Below are 16,104 nucleotides of genomic sequence, written 5' to 3'. Positions count from 1 at the left end.
AATATTACTTATGAAAAGGAGTAGATCTTATTGATGAATTGGAATTTGGATGAAAATTTAAGAAACAGTACTTTAAGAGTTCCCGAGCAAACTGCACTGATATGTGAGGGAATGGCTATAACCTATAAGGAACTTGATCAAAAAGTAGAGTGTTTTGCAGCTGGATTAGCTTCTCAAGGGATTAACAAAGGAGATACGGTTGCTGTATTAGTAGGGAACAGACCTGAGTTTGTGATAGCCTTCTATGGAATTCTGCGGCGGGGTGCTGTAGCGGTACCTATTAATCCTACCTATACATTGGGAGAACTCGAATATATTCTATCTGATAGCGAAACGAAGGCTATCATTGCCCATTCTGCTATGGAGCCTATTTTGACAGCGGTGAAAAAAAGAGTAGGAAGCTTAAACTTAGTTGTGTACACGCAACCAGCAGAAACAGAAACAAGTTGGGAGCAATTCATGCAACAAAGTGATAACTCAGGCGATAAAACTTCTATTGTACAAGATGACCTAGCCGTTATTTTATATACATCTGGGACAACTGGTAAGCCAAAAGGTGCTATGCTATCACATCGCAATCTAGCGTCAAATGCTGAAGCGGTTAGTGAGCTTCTAGAATTAACAAACAAGGATCGGATGCTTACCGTTTTGCCTATGTTTCATGTATTAAGTTTGACAGTTTGTCTCAATGCACCTATTGCAAGTGGTTCAACCATATTGCTTGTTCCACACTTCAGTCCTACTCACGTAGTTAACATTATTCAAGAAGAAAAAGCAACCATATTTGTTGGAGTGCCAACAATGTATAATTTCATGCTTCAACTAGAGGCAACAGCGAATGAGTTTGCATCTATCCGCGTATGTGCTTCTGGCGGAGACTCCATACCACTGGCACTTCTCCAACAGTTTGAAAGTAAGTATCAAGTTTCGATTCTAGAGGGATATGGCCTCTCCGAAGCGGCTCCTGTTACCAGTTTTAATCCTTTAAGGGGAACTCAAAAGCCTGGTTCGGTTGGAGTGGATATTCCTAATGTAAAAAACAAAGTGGTTGATCCAGATGGAAGGGAAGTACCAGCTGGTGAGGTGGGGGAACTCATTGTACAAGGTCCTAATGTAATGATGGGCTATTTGGGAATGCCAGAAGAGACAAGGATGACACTGAAAGAGGGATGGCTTTTCACTGGAGATTTGGCTAAGAAAGACGAAGAAGGCTATATCTATATCGTTGATCGGAAAAAGGACATAATTCTAGTTGGCGGATACAATGTCTATCCAAGGGAAGTTGAAGAAGTACTCTATCAGCATCCACTTGTGAGGGAGGCGGCAGTTATTGGTGTTGCAGATCCAGCATATGGGGAGAGAGTAAAGGCGTATGTTGTGAAAAAAGAAGAAGCGCTTACAGAAAAAGAAATGATCAGGTTCTGTAGTGATCATCTAGCAAAGTATAAGCTACCTAAGGAAGTAGAATTCGTGGCGGAAATGCCTAGAAACAGTACAGGGAAAATCCTACGGAGAGCTTTGAGAACTACGGATGGTGAAAAAGAAAAAATTGAAATGTAAAGGAGATTAGTAAGTGAGCAAAAAAATTGTAATCATAGGTGGAGGACCTGGTGGTTATGTTGCTGCCATTCGGGCGGCTCAACTTGGAGCAGAGGTTCATTTAATTGAAATGGACCAATTGGGAGGAACCTGTCTAAATACGGGGTGTATTCCGACGAAGACCCTTCTACATACTGCTGAATTATTTCAAGCGGTTAAGAGGGGAGGGAGTCTTGGTTTGGTAGCAGAACATATTCGTGTGGATTGGTCTGCACTGATGGATAGGAAGGCGTCCGTTGTTCAACGGTTGGTACAAGGAACGACTGGGTTGCTTAAAGCGAATCAGGTCACGGTTCATCGAGGCAGAGCAGAATTGCTTGATGCGAAAACCGTCCGGATTCAAGGCAATGAATTGAAAGCGCTTTCTGCTGATGCTGTAATAGTTGCCGTAGGATCAGAACCGGCAAAACATGTATTTCAAGGTAGTGACCTGCCAGGTGTGATTGATAGCACAGAGGCGCTAGATCTTCCGCAAGTCCCTTCTTCTATGGTCATTATCGGAGGTGGCGTGATTGGAGTGGAGTTTGCAGCTTTATATCAGGCTTTGGGTACGAAAGTGACAGTCGTAGAAAAAATGCCAACAATTTTGCCGCTGATGGATAAAGAGGTTACGTCAACTCTTCGAAAAGAACTCAGTAGCCAAGGGGTTACTTGGTTGACCGGGGCGCAGTTGACTGGGGTACAGCAAGACGGAGATGTATTACTTACAAGTATTATTGTGGATGGATCTGTATCCATATTGAAAAGTGATTACGTATTGGTGGCTGTAGGCCGTTCTCCAAAGACTAGTAATCTAGGTTTAGAAAAACTTGGAGTTAATATGGAGCGTAGTGCAGTATTAGTAAATGAACATTTTGAAACAAACATTCCGGGAGTCTATGCGGTTGGTGATTGTAATGGGCAAATTATGCTTGCCCATGCTGCTTCAGCCCAAGGGATTGCAGCAGTGGAACATGTTTTAGGGCATACGCCTACTTATAATCGAGATGTGATTCCATCTTGTGTTTATACGAAGCCAGAAATCGCAACGGTGGGACTGACTGAAGAGCAAGCTCAGGAAAGAAAAATTGCTTATAAGACCGGAGTATTTTCTTTAGCTGCGAATGGGAAATCCATCATTGAAAGTGATGAAAATGGCTTCGTCAAGATGATCGTTGGGGCTGAATGGGGAGAAATTCTCGGTGTTCATATCGTAGGACCGCGTGCTACGGATTTGATTGCCGAAGCCTCTCTAGCGATTAATAGCCAAATAACTGTGAATGAGTTCATAACGACGATTCATCCACATCCGACTGTAAGTGAAGCGATGGGTGAAGCTGCCCTAGCTGTTGATGGTCAGGAGATTCACTGGCCGCCCCGTATAGGTGTCAGGTAACAAAAAAACAATCAGAAAAGAGGAGAGCAATTTTGACAGTACCTGTAGAGCAATTAAAGTGGATGTATAAAACGATGTATAAGAGTAGGCATTATGAAGAAACGTTGTATCAAGCTTATTTTGAAGGGAAACTACCTGGATTTGATTTGGCTGCGGGTCCTATACCTGGAGAAATGCATTTATCTGCAGGTCAAGAGCCCGCCGCTGTAGGCATCTGCGCCCATTTACGTGAGGAGGATATCGTGAATTCTCCACATCGACCGCATCACCATGCAATCGCTAAGGGAGTAGATCTCAATAGAATGACAGCCGAGATTTATGGGAAAATCACAGGGTTAGGAAAGGGTAAAGGCGGTCACATGCATTTATTTGATCCGGCTGTTAAATTTTCTTGCGGAGGAATTGTTGGAGCGGGCTTACCTCAAGCTGTCGGTGCAGCATTGTCCAGTAAAATGAAGAAAAAAGATTGGGTAACAGTCGTATTCATTGGAGAAGGAGCTGTCAATTCCGGCGCTTTTCATGAGTCATTGAACATGGCGGCATTATGGAAACTACCATTGGTCGTTGTGATCGAAGACAACAACTATGGGATATCCGTATCAAAAGCAGCATCGACATCTGTTGCTTCCAATGCCGAGCGCGCAGTTGCTTACGGGATTCCAGGTGTATTGGTCAAAGATAATGACCCTATTGAAATGTACCATGCTTCCCAAGAAGCCATTGAACGGGCAAAACGAGGTGAAGGCCCCACGATTATTGAAATTGAAACGTATCGCTATTTAGGCCATTTTGTTGGAGATACAGATGAATACCGTGATCCTAATGAACTTCAGAAAAATAGAGAAAAAGATCCAATTCCTCTTATGAAGGCTCATTTACTACAAGAAGGAGTAGCGAGTGAGGTAGAAATTGCTGAAATGGAAGGCGAAGCACGACAACTGGTACATCAAGCTTTTGATTTTGCAAGAAATAGTGCAGATCCTGCACTTGAAACCGCGCTTGAAGACGTATTTAACTAATTAATCATGAAAGGGGTTTTGATGAAAATGGGAGAACGACGATTATTAACGGGCAGTAAAGCGATGGCAGAAGCGGTTAGCTTAGAAATGAAGCGAGATGAAAATGTTTTTTTACTAGGAGAAGATATCGGGATGTTTGGAGGGATATTTGGTGCGACGCCGGGATTGTTCCAGGAATTTGGACCAGAGCGCGTCATCGATACGCCGATTTCTGAAACGGCTATCGTAGGAGCGGCAGTTGGAGCAGCAGCTGAGGGCATGCGTCCTATCGCAGAATTGATGTTTGTCGATTTTATTGGCGTTTGTATGGACCAAATTTCCAATCAAATGGCTAAAATTCAATACATGTCGGGTGGTAACGTGAAGCTCCCTATGGTTCTAAAAGCATCGGTGGGCGGTGGGATTTCTGATGCAGCCCAACACTCTCAAACACACTATGGAACATTTGCCCACATCCCGGGATTAAAGGTCGTTGCTCCTTCTACACCGCATGATTTAAAAGGCATGATGATATCGGCTATTCGTGAGGATAATCCTGTTGTGTTTTTGTATCACAAGCTGTTGCAAGGAGTAGCTGGATTTAAGCAAATTCCCGCCAATATTGGACATGTACCTGAAGAATCCTATACGGTTCCCTTGGACAAAGCTAAGGTTGTTCGAGAAGGAAAGGATGTAACGATTGTCGGCATTCAAATGACGATGCATTATGCCTTGGAAGCCGCTGAAAAGTTGGCAGCGCAAGGAATTGATGCGGAAGTTATTGATTTACGATCCATTGCACCTATAGATAAGGATACGATTATTGAGTCGGTAAGAAAAACACACCGCCTTGTCGTTGTAGATGAAGATTATCTTACTTGCGGGTTAACAGCTGAAATTGCAGCATTGGTGGTAGAAGAAGCATTTTACGATTTAGCTGACCCTGTTCGCAGGATTGCAATTCGAGATGTTCCAATTCCATTTAGTCGTTCTTTAGAGGACTTTATCTTACCAGGTCCGGAAGATATCTATACTGAAGTGATGGATATGATGAATGCTAAAGTGCTGAAGTGATAGACAAGTTCAATCGATAAAATCAATTTTACGTGTAAGGGGGAATGGGTGATGGTCGAGTTGCTGCTGCCTGAGACGATGGAGAATCAACCTGAGAGTGTGGTTATGTTTTGGCATAAACAGGAAGGTTCCTCTGTGGAAAAAGGAGAAGTTTTAGTAGAAATTCAAACGGAAAAAGTCGTATTTGAAATTGAAGCGCCTGCTAGCGGGCAGCTCGAGAAGGTGTATCAAGAACGAGGGGCAGTCGTTTCTGTGGGTGATTTGTTAGCCAAGATTAGTAGTACTGAACAAGGTGGCCAAGCAATTGAAAAGAAGGTTATCGATCTTTCTACGGACACAACGGCATCCACTGGAGAGACCAGTTCGCAACCTGCTCAATCTGTCGATAAGGGAGGGGCATTTATTCCAGCCTCTCCTTATGTACGACGGTTAGCTCAGCAGTTAAATGTAGATTTATCTTCTACAGAAGGGACTGGACCTGGGGGGCGAATCACGGAGCAAGATTTAAGGGATGAAGCTGAACGGTCTGTGGCTATTGTATCTCAAGATAAGAGTGAAGACTTTGAGGTCATAGAAGTCAGTCCAATGCGGCGTACAATTGCCAAGCGAATGAAACAAAGCTTGCAGCAAACTGCGCAATTGACAGAAACGACGTGGGCGGATGTCACGGAACTATCTGCCCGCAGAAAGCAATTGGCTCCTGAAGTTAACTGGAATTCGTGGATCCTTCGCGCTGCAACTCTGGCTTTGCAAGAACATCCACATCTGAATGCTCGTTTTGAAGAAGATAAAATTACTCTGTTTAAGTATGTGCATATTGGAGTGGCCGTAGAAACTGAGAGAGGGCTGTTGGTTCCATCCATTAAACATGCGGAGGGAATGACCTTAAGTGAATTGAATGATGCATTTAATCAAGTCACGTCCAAAGCCCAAGCTCAAACGTCAAAAAGCAATGAATTAATGGGAAGCACCTTTACAATAACGAATCTTGGGTCAATGGGCATTCAATTTTTCACGCCTATATTAAATCCACCGGAAGTTGCAATTTTAGGAGTCGGACAAATTGAACCCCATCTGGTCTTGGAGGATCAAGGAATTGTTCAAAAACAGCGATTGCCGCTTAGTTTGACCTTTGACCATCAACTAATTGACGGCGCTTTGGCAGCTCGTTTTCTAAAAACGGTAGTTGAACGTCTAGGCAAACCAGAAAGTTTGGTATAGGGTTTTCCAAATCAATCTTACACTTAGCTAGGAACTCTAATAACTGATTATTTTGAACTGTGTATTTACTTATTCCCACCTCTGTTTATACAGTTTAAACAGAGGAGTGGGAGTAATAAACATACTGAGATTTATAAATTGCGAGGAGAGGTGATTGACTTGCGTTGGGGGATACTTGCTTTTTTATTTTTTGGTTTTTTGATTAACTACACGGATAAATCTGTGACTGGTTTTGCTGCGGTGTCCATCATGGAGGAATTTAGTCTGGACTATTCAGAATGGGGATTAGTCGGCAGTAGCTTTTTTTGGTTTTTCTCTATTGCTGGAGTGATTGGGGCGGCCATTTCCGATCGGGTAGGAACAAAGGTAATGCTAGCTATTCTCTTAATGGCTTGGACAATTTTGCAATTGGGTGCATTTGCTATTGCGGGACTACCTCTCCTCGTTTTGTATCGAATTGCATTAGGGATATTCGAAGGACCATTTGCACCAATAGCCTTTAGTCATTTGAGTAAATGGTTCCCACCGGAATCACGTGGTACAGCGATCGCTATCGTGAACCTGGGTTCTACTTTTGGGGCGTTGATGATGGCTCCGGTTATTGTATTTATAATGGTGAACGGTGGATGGCGGACGGCATTCGCTTTTATGGGCGTTCTAAGTTTGATTTGGTTCCTTTTATGGATATGGCTAGGTCGGGAAAAACCCCAGCATAATATGAGCCCAAATGAACAGGTAGCTGTGGTCGGAAAAATGAAATGGTCCGAAGTATCTCCTTATGTACTGTCACCAAGTAGTATTTTTACAATGCTCGCTTCATTCGCTTGTTTTTGGATAGTCGTTTGGAATGCTGTTTTTCTACCAAGCTACATCATTAAAACATGGCATTTTACAGAAATGCAAATGAGTTATGTGTTAGCTGGAATTGGTATATTTTCTGGTCTGGGGGGAATCGGGATTTCCTTTGCATCAGATAAATTATATGGGAAATATAGAAGCTATCGAAAAGCCCGTGTGTATGTTGGTGGAACTGCGATGCTATTATCGGCCCTGTTGCTGTTATCTATTACCCTTGTTCATTCTATTGTTTGGAACATTATTGCATTAGCTTTGGTAGGGAGTTTCATCGTTTCTTTTCTAACGATTCAACCACAAATTATGATGCATTTACTACCGGAACGAAGAGGTTTTATGGCAAGTTTAGGTACTTCATTTCAAAATTTGGCTGGAGTTATAGGACCACTTGTAACAGGCTATCTGATTCAAATGGCAGGATCTAACGAATCATTAGGGTTTAGTTACTCCTTACAGTTTTCGGTTGTCTTGTTAGTCGTATTTGGTTGTCTTTTTGTAGCTTTCGTAAAGCCTGATGTGCCGATAAGGAGTAAAAAAGAAAGTATGAATATATCGCTTTGGACAGAGGATTCAATATAAAAATAGAAAGAAATGGAGTGTGAATGTATGTTTTCTCTCGAAGGAAAGGTTGCTGTCATTACTGGAGGAGGTTCCGGTATTGGTCTTGCTGCAGTTCAACGTTTCAGCCAGGCAGGGGCAAAAGTTGTGATTGCAGATCTGAATGATCAAACAGAGTTAGCTAGGGAAGTTGGAGGTTTATATGTTCAAGCTGACGTTTCCAAGGAACATGAAGTCCAGTCTTTGATGGACCAAGCTGCAGAGAAATACGGGAAAATTGATCTTGTTTTTAATAATGCAGGTATTGGTGGAATGAAGGGTTTACTGACAGAGAACGGAATCGAAAACTTCGAAAAGGCTTTTCAGATAAATACCTTTGGCGTTCTTTATGGGATAAAGCATGCTGTAAAGTATATGGAGCATGGTGGAGCGATTGTAAATGCGGCTTCCATGGCGGGCATTAGAGGATATGCTGCTTCAGGTCCTTATGTTTCTTCCAAATTTTCTGTGGTGGGGTTGACGATGACCGCAGCGTTGGAGCTGGCTTCACAAAAAATTAGAGTAAACTGTATATGTCCAGGGAAGGTAGCTACGCCTATGGTCGATTGGGAGAGTGATTCCTTGAAACAGGCAACTAATCAACTAATTCCACTAGGGCGTTATGCTAAGCCTGAAGAAGTTGCCTCACTTGTCCATTATCTCTGTTCAGACGAAGCATCCTATATTACAGGGCAAGCAATCTCGATTGATGGAGGTCTATCCTCTGGTGTTGGGACCGGGGCGATTGCGCAATTGATGAAAAATGCAGAAAGCAAATTCAGTACGATTTCCTAGTAAATAGAAGCGGAAAAGGGGGGTTCATAATGACAGTGGGAAAAATAACGGGTTCTCATCATGTGGGAATCAGTGTAACAAATATAGAAAAATCCATCGAATTTTATAGTAAGTGGTTTGGACTAGAGTACTTAGGAACTGTCGAAATAACTCGAGAACAGGCAGAGGAAAACATTACTGCAAAGATATTTTCTGTAGATGGTATAACAGAAGTGAAAATTGCATATTTAAAATCTCCGGAATCCAATTTTGCCATTGAGTTATTAGAATATCGGGGAATTGAAAAAGATCAAGTGAAATACCAAGTATCGGATATCGGCGCATCTCATGTTTGTTTTGCGGTTTCTAACCTAGATGATATGTATCAGCGCATGGTAGCTGAAGGAGTTCGCTTCCTGTCTAAAAGTCCTACAACGCTGCCAGCAGGCCATAATAAGGGTGCTAAAATTGCATTCTTGATAGATCCAGACGACTTTATAATTGAGTTGTTGCAACCTGCTCCCAAAAAGAAGAATCTTTAATACAAACACAAGAAAAGTAACGATAAAAAGGGATTAATCCCAATAGGTGCAATCACCAGAGATTAAAAAAGAATCGCTAGATAATTATCTGAGTATTTTAACTATAGAAGACTTGTAGTTTAAAATACTTTGTTGTGTTAAAGCGTTACTTGTTACTTATGGTTCCTAATCTTTAGATAAAATATATTAATATTAAAAACTTTAATAAAAATGGTCACGGTTGAAGCTGTTGAAAAATTTGTATGCATCGACTGTGATTGTTTCGTTATCAGCAATACAAGCTTTGAAAAAAATACGAGAAATACAATATCTGAAAAAATGCAGGAGGTATTATTAGTGAATATTCAATATGATTTCTTTGACAAAGTAGCAATTATTACCGGAAGCGCGAGTGGATTGGGGAAAGAAATGGCTTTGAAATTTGCCAAGGCAGGTGCCAAAGTTACAGTATCTGATATTGATGAAAAAAAGGGAGGAGAAGTAGTTCGACTTATTACAGACATGGGTGCAGAAGCGATCTTTGTATATACTGATATGACTGATGAAAAATCGGTTACCTCCATGGTGAAAAGTACTGTGGAAACTTTTGGCCATGTGGATATTTTGGTGAACAATGCAGGAACTTCAGGAAAAAGTATGGGTAGTCCACTCACGAATGTACAATCATCTGATTGGGATATGACGTATCAGGTGAATGTTAGAGGTGTATTCTTTGGATGCAATGCGGTCTATAACCTCTTTAAAAATCAAGGATATGGTAAAATAATCAATATAGCCTCTATTGCTGGTAGAATGGGACAGGAGACATTACCCCATTACTCTGCTTCGAAAGCTGCAGTGATCAATTTTACACAAGCATTGGCAAAAGAGGTGGCACCATTCAATATTAATGTAAATGCTGTATGTCCAGGAGTTATCTATACACCAATCTACGCTAATGAAGAGATTGTCCAAGCTTATAAAGAACGTAATCCTTCTCATGTCGATTTGAATATATCAAGCAGGAAGCTTTTTATGGCTCGAGTAGAGCAAAGAGTAGCTATGAAAAGAGAACAGACGCCGGAAGACATAGCAAACGCAGTTTTATTTTTATCTTCTGAAGAGGCCAAAAATATTACTGGACAAGCGCTCAATGTGTGTGGCGGATCTGAGTTTAATTAAAATAATATGCCGTTGTAAACATTGTGAAAAAATGTTTTTATTAATCAATAAATGAAAGCGTTTTCAGTGTGTTTTCCTTGATCAATGACATTTCCATCTCAGTTTTGAAAAATAGGAGGGAATCTATGAAACGTTGGGTAGTTCTTGCATTTGTATGTGTGGCGGGCATCATTAATTTTTCGGATAAAGCTATAGCCGGGCTATCGGCAATACCTATTATGGAAGAGTTTGATATCTCTTTCGCAGCTTGGGGAATCGTTGGAGCTAGTTTCTATTGGTTGTATGCAGTCGGAGCTATTGCTGGAAGTGCTTGGTCAGACCGAATAGGTACGAAGAAAGTTTTAGCGATTATGGCGATAATGTGGAGTATTGCACAAATCGGAGGACTTGCTGTATCGGGATTGGCCGGTTTGGTCCTAATACGAGTCATATTAGGATTGGGAGAAGGTCCGTTTTTCGCAGTTGCAATAAACCATATTAGTAAATGGTTTCCTCAAGAATCGCGCGGTTTAGCTACTTCTATTTTTACAGTAGGTAACAAATTTGGAACAACACTGTCGGCTCCTGTTTTAGTGATCATCATTGCAAGTTTCGGATGGAGGATAGCTTTTGCTTTTTTAGGTATTACGAGTCTAATTTGGTTTGTATTGTGGGTTTTATTGACCAAGGATAGTCCAAAGGGTGAAAAAGCTAAATCTACTGAACCGATAGTAGAACGTCGAAAAGTGAAATGGAAAGAACTTAAACCTGTTATCCTATCCCCAACGTATATCTTCACCTGTCTACTTTGTTTTATGAATCATTGGTTTGTAGTTTTTAGTGTAACTTTTATGCCAATTTATCTTGTAAAGGTAAAAGGTTTTTCAGAAACTGAAATGGCAGGCATAATCGCAAGCGCAGGGCTGGTCACAGCGGTTCTAATCATTACTATATCGTTTTTTTCGGATCGCTTGTTTGCGAAATATCGTGATTTACGTTTGTCACGGGTATTTATTGCGGGTATTTCCATTATTATTGCAGGTATAATGATTTCTACTATACCTGCACTTAACTCTTCTAAATGGATAGTTCTAACGATTGGTTTAATGGGTGCTGGTTTCACACTTCCTGTTGCACTAGCTCCTCATACGATTAACACGATTATTCCTGAAAAGGCAGGATTATTAGTAGGGATCGCTCTTGCATTTGCGACAACGGCTGGAATGATTGGACCAACAATTATAGGGAAAATAGTAGATTCTAATGTCAGAGATCTAGCGAGCGGATTTAGTCAGGCTATGCTATTATCTGCTATCTTGGCATGTATTGCAGGAGTGCTATACATTATATTTACAAAACCTGATGATTTATTGAAGAAAATACGACAACCTAAGAAAGAATTAAGTCCATTACATGTGTCTGCCGATCTGCTAGACACAAGCGATGAAGCACTATTGATTAAAAAGGAGGTTTAATTAAGATATGAATAATACCAATAAGACAGAAGGCATACATGCGTCTTCCTCAGAAGGGGGAGGTACTAAACCGAATATCGTATATATCGTTTTTGATGATACGGGATTTTCTAATTTCGGATGTTACGGATCGGAAATTGCCACACCCAATATAGATAAACTTGCAAATCATGGGTTGCGTTATAATAATTTTAACGTCTCACCTTTATGTTCACCCACACGTGCTTCACTATTAACTGGGAGAAACCCTCAATCAGTAGGCATGGGACATATTTCTGAGATTGACCTTGGGCCTAATCATCCGGCTATAAGGGGACAAATTACACCAAGTGCAGCAACGTTAGCAGAAGTTCTAAAGGAGAATGGATATGGAACATATGCTGTTGGAAAATGGCATCTAACCCCTAGTCATGAGATGAAAGCTTCGGGGCCGTTTGATAACTGGCCTCTTGGGAAGGGATTCCAACGTTTTTATGGCTTTCTAGGAGGTCAGACAGATCAGTTTACACCTGATTTGGTCTATGACAATCACCATATTGAACCACCGAAAAAGGTTGACTATCATCTTTCCGAGGATTTGGTGGACCATGCAATACAGTTCGTAACTGATCAAAAATCTGTTGTGCCAGACAAGCCATTTTTCCTTTACTTAGCTTTTGGGGCAACACACTCTCCACATCAAGTTCACAAAAAGTATATCGATCGATATAAAGGTTTATATGGTAAGGGGTGGGATCAGATACGTAAAGAACGTTTTTTACGTCAGAAGCAACTAGGAATTATTCCGAATCAAACGGAATTACCTTTTAGAAATCCAGACGTGAAGCCTTGGGATGAATTAACCAAAAACGAGAAACTAGCATTTGAGCGTTTTCAGGAAACTTTTGCAGGATTCTTAACTCATACAGATGAGCAAATTGGGCGTTTGTTAGATTATTTGCAGAAAATAGGAGAGAAAGAAAATACATTAGTTGTTTTAATATCTGATAACGGCTCCAGCGCGGAAGGTGGAGAAATAGGCAGAATTAATAGTTCTTCCACGTTCTTCAATGGCATCGAGGAGGGTTTTAACGATATTTTGGAACGTCTTGATGACATAGGTGGAATTGGCTCGGACTGTAATTATCCGTCAGGTTGGGCACAGGCGGGAAATACACCATTTAAGCTCTATAAGAAAAACACACATCATGGTGGGACACGAGTACCGATGATCATTAATTGGCCAGCAGGTATTCAGGATAAGGGAGCTATACGGACTGATTATTGTCATGCAATCGATGTCACACCTACGATACTCGACATTTTACAGATGAAAATGCCCGAATCTTACAGAGGGATTGAGCAGCTTCCCTTGCATGGAATCAGCATAGCAAGCACGTTTGAAGGGAGTGCGGCTCCGCTAAAGAGGGAGGCTCAATATTACCTCATTTGGGGAAATCGGGCGATTTGGGATGATGGTTGGAAGGCTGTTACTTATCATAAACACGAAGATGAATTCGAACAAGATAAATGGGAGCTCTATCACGTTGATGAAGATTATTCGGAAAAACATGACTTAGCTGATCAGTATCCCGAAAAGTTAAACGAGCTTAAAGCCTTATGGTGGAGCGAGGCGAAAAAATATGGAGCCTTACCTATCATTATAGGGGGATTAGGAAAGTCGAAACTTCATGATCCAGAAGGAATAAAATCCCGCAATATTTTTATATATTATCCAGGTATGACTCGCTTGCATACATTATTGACGCCTCCCACATTTGGTAGGTCGTACACGATTACAATCCCTTTGAATAGGTCATCTACGTCATGTGAAGGGGTTCTCATAGCTCATGGAAACCAGATGAGTGGTTATTGTTTGTATATTAAGAATAATCTTTTAATATATGAGTATAACTATCTCGGCACAGTTTATAAAATGGAGTCCAGTATAGATGTTCCTGAAGGGCACTCCATTCTTTCTTTTGAGTTCACTAAGATAGGATCGAATTCAGGAAACGGTCATCTTTATATAGATAATAAGAAAGTCGGTGAAGTTTTCATGCCGAAGACGTTGCCTATAGTCTCTCTTGTTGGGCTTGATATAGGGCATGATTCTCTGCCACAGGTAAGCGAAAAGTACTCTCAGCAGGATGAATTTCCATTTACAGGAGAAATTGAAAAAGTGGTATTTGAGTTGCGGGATGATATAAGTGACGAGACAGTAGCAAAGTTCAACCGTTAAATTATTAAATATGTAGGAGTTGAGGAAAGTGAGTATAAATCAATCAAAAGGAGCAAGTCAAACTTTTAGTGATAAAGAGAATAAGTCTAACATTGTATATATCGTTTTAGATGATGTAGGTTTTTCTGATTTTGGATGTTTTGGTTCTGAGATAGAGACACCATATATTGACAGCTTGTCTACTCAAGGGTTACGTTATAACAATTTTAACGTGACACCTCTTTGTTCACCGACGAGGGCTTCACTTTTAACTGGACGAAACCATCATTCAATCGGTATGGGCCATCTTTCGGCGATCGATTTAGGGCCGGATCATCCTAATAAGCGAGGACGCATTACACCAGCTGCAGCAACTACAGCCGAAGTTCTAAAGGATAATGGATATAGTACTTTTGCAGTTGGAAAGTGGCATCTTGCACCTTTACATGAGAATTCTTCTGCTGGTCCTTTTAAAAATTGGCCTTTAGGAAAAGGATTTGAACGGTTTTATGGTTTTTTAGGAGGTGCTACGGATCAGTATTCTCCAGATTTGGTATACGATAATCACCGTATCGATTCACCAAGGAGGGAGGACTACCATCTTTCCGAGGATTTGGTAGACCATGCAATTCAATTCATGACGGATCATGAATCTGTCACGCCTGAAAAGCCGTTCTTTCTGTATTTGGCATTCGGAGCTCAACACGCCCCCCATCAAGTTCCCAAGTCGTATATAGAAAAGTATAAAGGTAATTATGACAAAGGCTGGGACATAATTAGAGAGGAGCGGTTTATTCGTCAAAAAGATTTAGGCATCATCCCGAATTCGACTGAACTTGCTCCGCGTAATCCTGGAGTTCAACCCTGGAATTCCCTCACAGGTAATGAGAAAGAGGTATTTACTCGTTTTCAAGAGACCTATTCAGGCTTTCTCACACACACTGATGAACAGATAGGACGTTTTCTTAATTTTTTGGATTTTTTAGGAAAGAGAGAAGATACCATGATTGTTTTACTCTCTGATAACGGTGCTAGTCAAGAAGGTGGATACAATGGATCTATGAACTTGTCAACATATTACAATAGAATAGAAGAGAGTATCGATGATATGTTAGATTCCATCGAAGAAATGGGTGGACCTAAGGCAGACTGCAATTATCCAAAAGGATGGGCACAGGTCAGTAACACGCCATTCAAGCATTATAAGCAAAATACTTATTTTGGGGGAATTCATGTTCCTCTCATTATCCAATGGCCGAAAAGAATCCAAAATAAGGGAGCGATCTGTAAGCAGTTTTGTCATGCTATTGATTTAACACCTACTGTGTTTGATGTGTTGGATATCCATGTACCTGAGACACATAATGGAGTTGTTCAGATACCGATCCATGGTGCTAGTCTAATAGAGACTTTTGATAACCCTAACGCGCCTACTAAGCGGGACACACAGTATTTTGAGATATTTGGTCATCGAGCGATTTGGCATAATGGTTGGATGGGTGTGACCTATCATAATAAAGGGGAACCATTTGATCAGGATAAATGGGAACTTTATCATGTGGATAAAGATTTTTCACAAACCAATGACTTAGCGCAACAATATCCAGAAAAATTACATGAAATGGAACAAATGTGGTGGGATGAAGCTCGAAAACATGATGTGCTACCCCTTGACGATAGAACTTTAGAATTAGCTTCTGTAGCAAACACAAGAGCAGTCAATAATCGCAATATGTTTGTCTATTATCCAGGAATGGCACATATAGGTTCTTTCGCGGCACCTCCAGTTATGAATCGATCTTACGAAATCACGGTTCCAGTAGATATGAAAAATAGTGGAGATGAGGGTGTCCTTGTAGCCCATGGAAATCACAGTAGTGGGTACGTCTTCTATGTGAAGAATAAACTCCTTGTATACGAATATAATTATTTCGGTACATACTTCAGGTTAAAATCTGAAATTGAAGTGCCTCTTGGGAAGTCAGTATTAAGCTTTCGATTCAAAAAAACAGGAGTTAATGCAGGTATTGGCATGCTCTATATCAATGATGTAAAAGCGGGTGAAATTGAAATGCCTAAAACAATACCTTACCGAATTTCATTTGAAGGACTTGATGTAGGGCGTGATGGATTGTCACCAATCAGTCCAAGCTATCACAAAAAGGGTGATTTCTCCTTTACGGGGAAGATTGAAAAGGTAGTGTTTGACCTTCAGAATGACTAAGTAGCTAAACAATTATCAGGAATGATTAAT

Annotated in this window: 12 protein-coding genes; all 12 read left to right on the top strand. The window is 40.8% G+C overall.

Annotated features, from left to right (window positions below):
• Positions 1–33 precede the first annotated feature (33 nt).
• The 12 genes from GD002_RS03250 to GD002_RS03195 all read left to right on the top strand — a co-directional run bounded on the left by GD002_RS03250 (position 34) and on the right by GD002_RS03195 (position 16,074).
• Complete coding sequence (locus tag GD002_RS03250) at positions 34–1,560, top strand: long-chain-fatty-acid--CoA ligase (RefSeq protein WP_153730958.1); 1,527 nt, start codon at positions 34–36, stop codon at positions 1,558–1,560.
• A 13-nt stretch (positions 1,561–1,573) separates the two neighbouring features.
• Positions 1,574–2,974 carry a dihydrolipoyl dehydrogenase gene (lpdA, locus tag GD002_RS03245; protein ID WP_153730883.1) on the top strand — a complete coding sequence of 467 codons (1,401 nt, stop codon included), beginning with the start codon at positions 1,574–1,576 and terminating at the stop codon, positions 2,972–2,974.
• Positions 2,975–3,006: 32 nt separating this feature from the next.
• Complete coding sequence (locus tag GD002_RS03240) at positions 3,007–3,993, top strand: thiamine pyrophosphate-dependent dehydrogenase E1 component subunit alpha (protein ID WP_153730882.1); 987 nt, start codon at positions 3,007–3,009, stop codon at positions 3,991–3,993.
• Between the two features lie 27 nt (positions 3,994–4,020).
• On the top strand, positions 4,021–5,046 hold the full coding sequence (locus GD002_RS03235) for an alpha-ketoacid dehydrogenase subunit beta (protein ID WP_408020072.1): 1,026 nt from the start codon (positions 4,021–4,023) through the stop codon (positions 5,044–5,046).
• 51 nt (positions 5,047–5,097) lie between these two features.
• Complete coding sequence (locus tag GD002_RS03230; protein ID WP_153730880.1) at positions 5,098–6,267, top strand: dihydrolipoamide acetyltransferase family protein; 1,170 nt, start codon at positions 5,098–5,100, stop codon at positions 6,265–6,267.
• 159 nt (positions 6,268–6,426) lie between these two features.
• Positions 6,427–7,701 (top strand): MFS transporter, encoded by a 1,275-nt coding sequence (locus GD002_RS03225; RefSeq protein ID WP_194841452.1) that lies wholly within the window; start codon positions 6,427–6,429, stop codon positions 7,699–7,701.
• Between the two features lie 27 nt (positions 7,702–7,728).
• Positions 7,729–8,514, top strand: coding sequence for an SDR family NAD(P)-dependent oxidoreductase (locus GD002_RS03220; RefSeq protein ID WP_153730878.1), 786 nt, complete (start codon positions 7,729–7,731; stop codon positions 8,512–8,514).
• 29 nt (positions 8,515–8,543) lie between these two features.
• Complete coding sequence (locus GD002_RS03215; protein ID WP_153730877.1) at positions 8,544–9,035, top strand: VOC family protein; 492 nt, start codon at positions 8,544–8,546, stop codon at positions 9,033–9,035.
• A gap of 336 nt (positions 9,036–9,371) precedes the next feature.
• A complete protein-coding gene (locus GD002_RS03210; RefSeq protein ID WP_194841451.1) occupies positions 9,372–10,196 on the top strand; it encodes an SDR family NAD(P)-dependent oxidoreductase in 825 nt (274 codons plus the stop codon).
• A 125-nt stretch (positions 10,197–10,321) separates the two neighbouring features.
• Positions 10,322–11,650 carry an MFS transporter gene (locus tag GD002_RS03205; RefSeq protein WP_153730875.1) on the top strand — a complete coding sequence of 443 codons (1,329 nt, stop codon included), beginning with the start codon at positions 10,322–10,324 and terminating at the stop codon, positions 11,648–11,650.
• Positions 11,651–11,657: 7 nt separating this feature from the next.
• A complete protein-coding gene (locus GD002_RS03200; RefSeq protein WP_153730874.1) occupies positions 11,658–13,871 on the top strand; it encodes an arylsulfatase in 2,214 nt (737 codons plus the stop codon).
• A gap of 28 nt (positions 13,872–13,899) precedes the next feature.
• Entirely contained in the window at positions 13,900–16,074 is a 2,175-nt protein-coding gene (locus GD002_RS03195; protein WP_228548269.1) for an arylsulfatase, read from the top strand.
• The last annotated feature ends 30 nt before the right edge of the window (positions 16,075–16,104 follow it).

It is taken from the genome of Sporosarcina obsidiansis (assembly GCF_009651005.1).
Classification (GTDB): Bacteria; Bacillota; Bacilli; order Bacillales_A; family Planococcaceae; genus Sporosarcina; species Sporosarcina obsidiansis.
This window is presented reverse-complemented; position numbering and strand designations above follow the sequence as displayed.

Excerpts from the sequence above, each read along its gene's own strand:
- GD002_RS03250 (WP_153730958.1), top strand. The coding sequence starts at position 34 with ATGAATTGGAATTTGGATGAAAATTTAAGAAACAGTACTTTAAGAGTT.
- GD002_RS03235 (WP_408020072.1), top strand. The coding sequence starts at position 4,021 with ATGGGAGAACGACGATTATTAACGGGCAGTAAAGCGATGGCAGAAGCG.
- GD002_RS03230 (WP_153730880.1), top strand. The coding sequence starts at position 5,098 with ATGGTCGAGTTGCTGCTGCCTGAGACGATGGAGAATCAACCTGAGAGT.
- GD002_RS03220 (WP_153730878.1), top strand. The coding sequence starts at position 7,729 with ATGTTTTCTCTCGAAGGAAAGGTTGCTGTCATTACTGGAGGAGGTTCC.
- GD002_RS03215 (WP_153730877.1), top strand. The coding sequence starts at position 8,544 with ATGACAGTGGGAAAAATAACGGGTTCTCATCATGTGGGAATCAGTGTA.
- GD002_RS03205 (WP_153730875.1), top strand. The coding sequence starts at position 10,322 with ATGAAACGTTGGGTAGTTCTTGCATTTGTATGTGTGGCGGGCATCATT.
- GD002_RS03200 (WP_153730874.1), top strand. The coding sequence starts at position 11,658 with ATGAATAATACCAATAAGACAGAAGGCATACATGCGTCTTCCTCAGAA.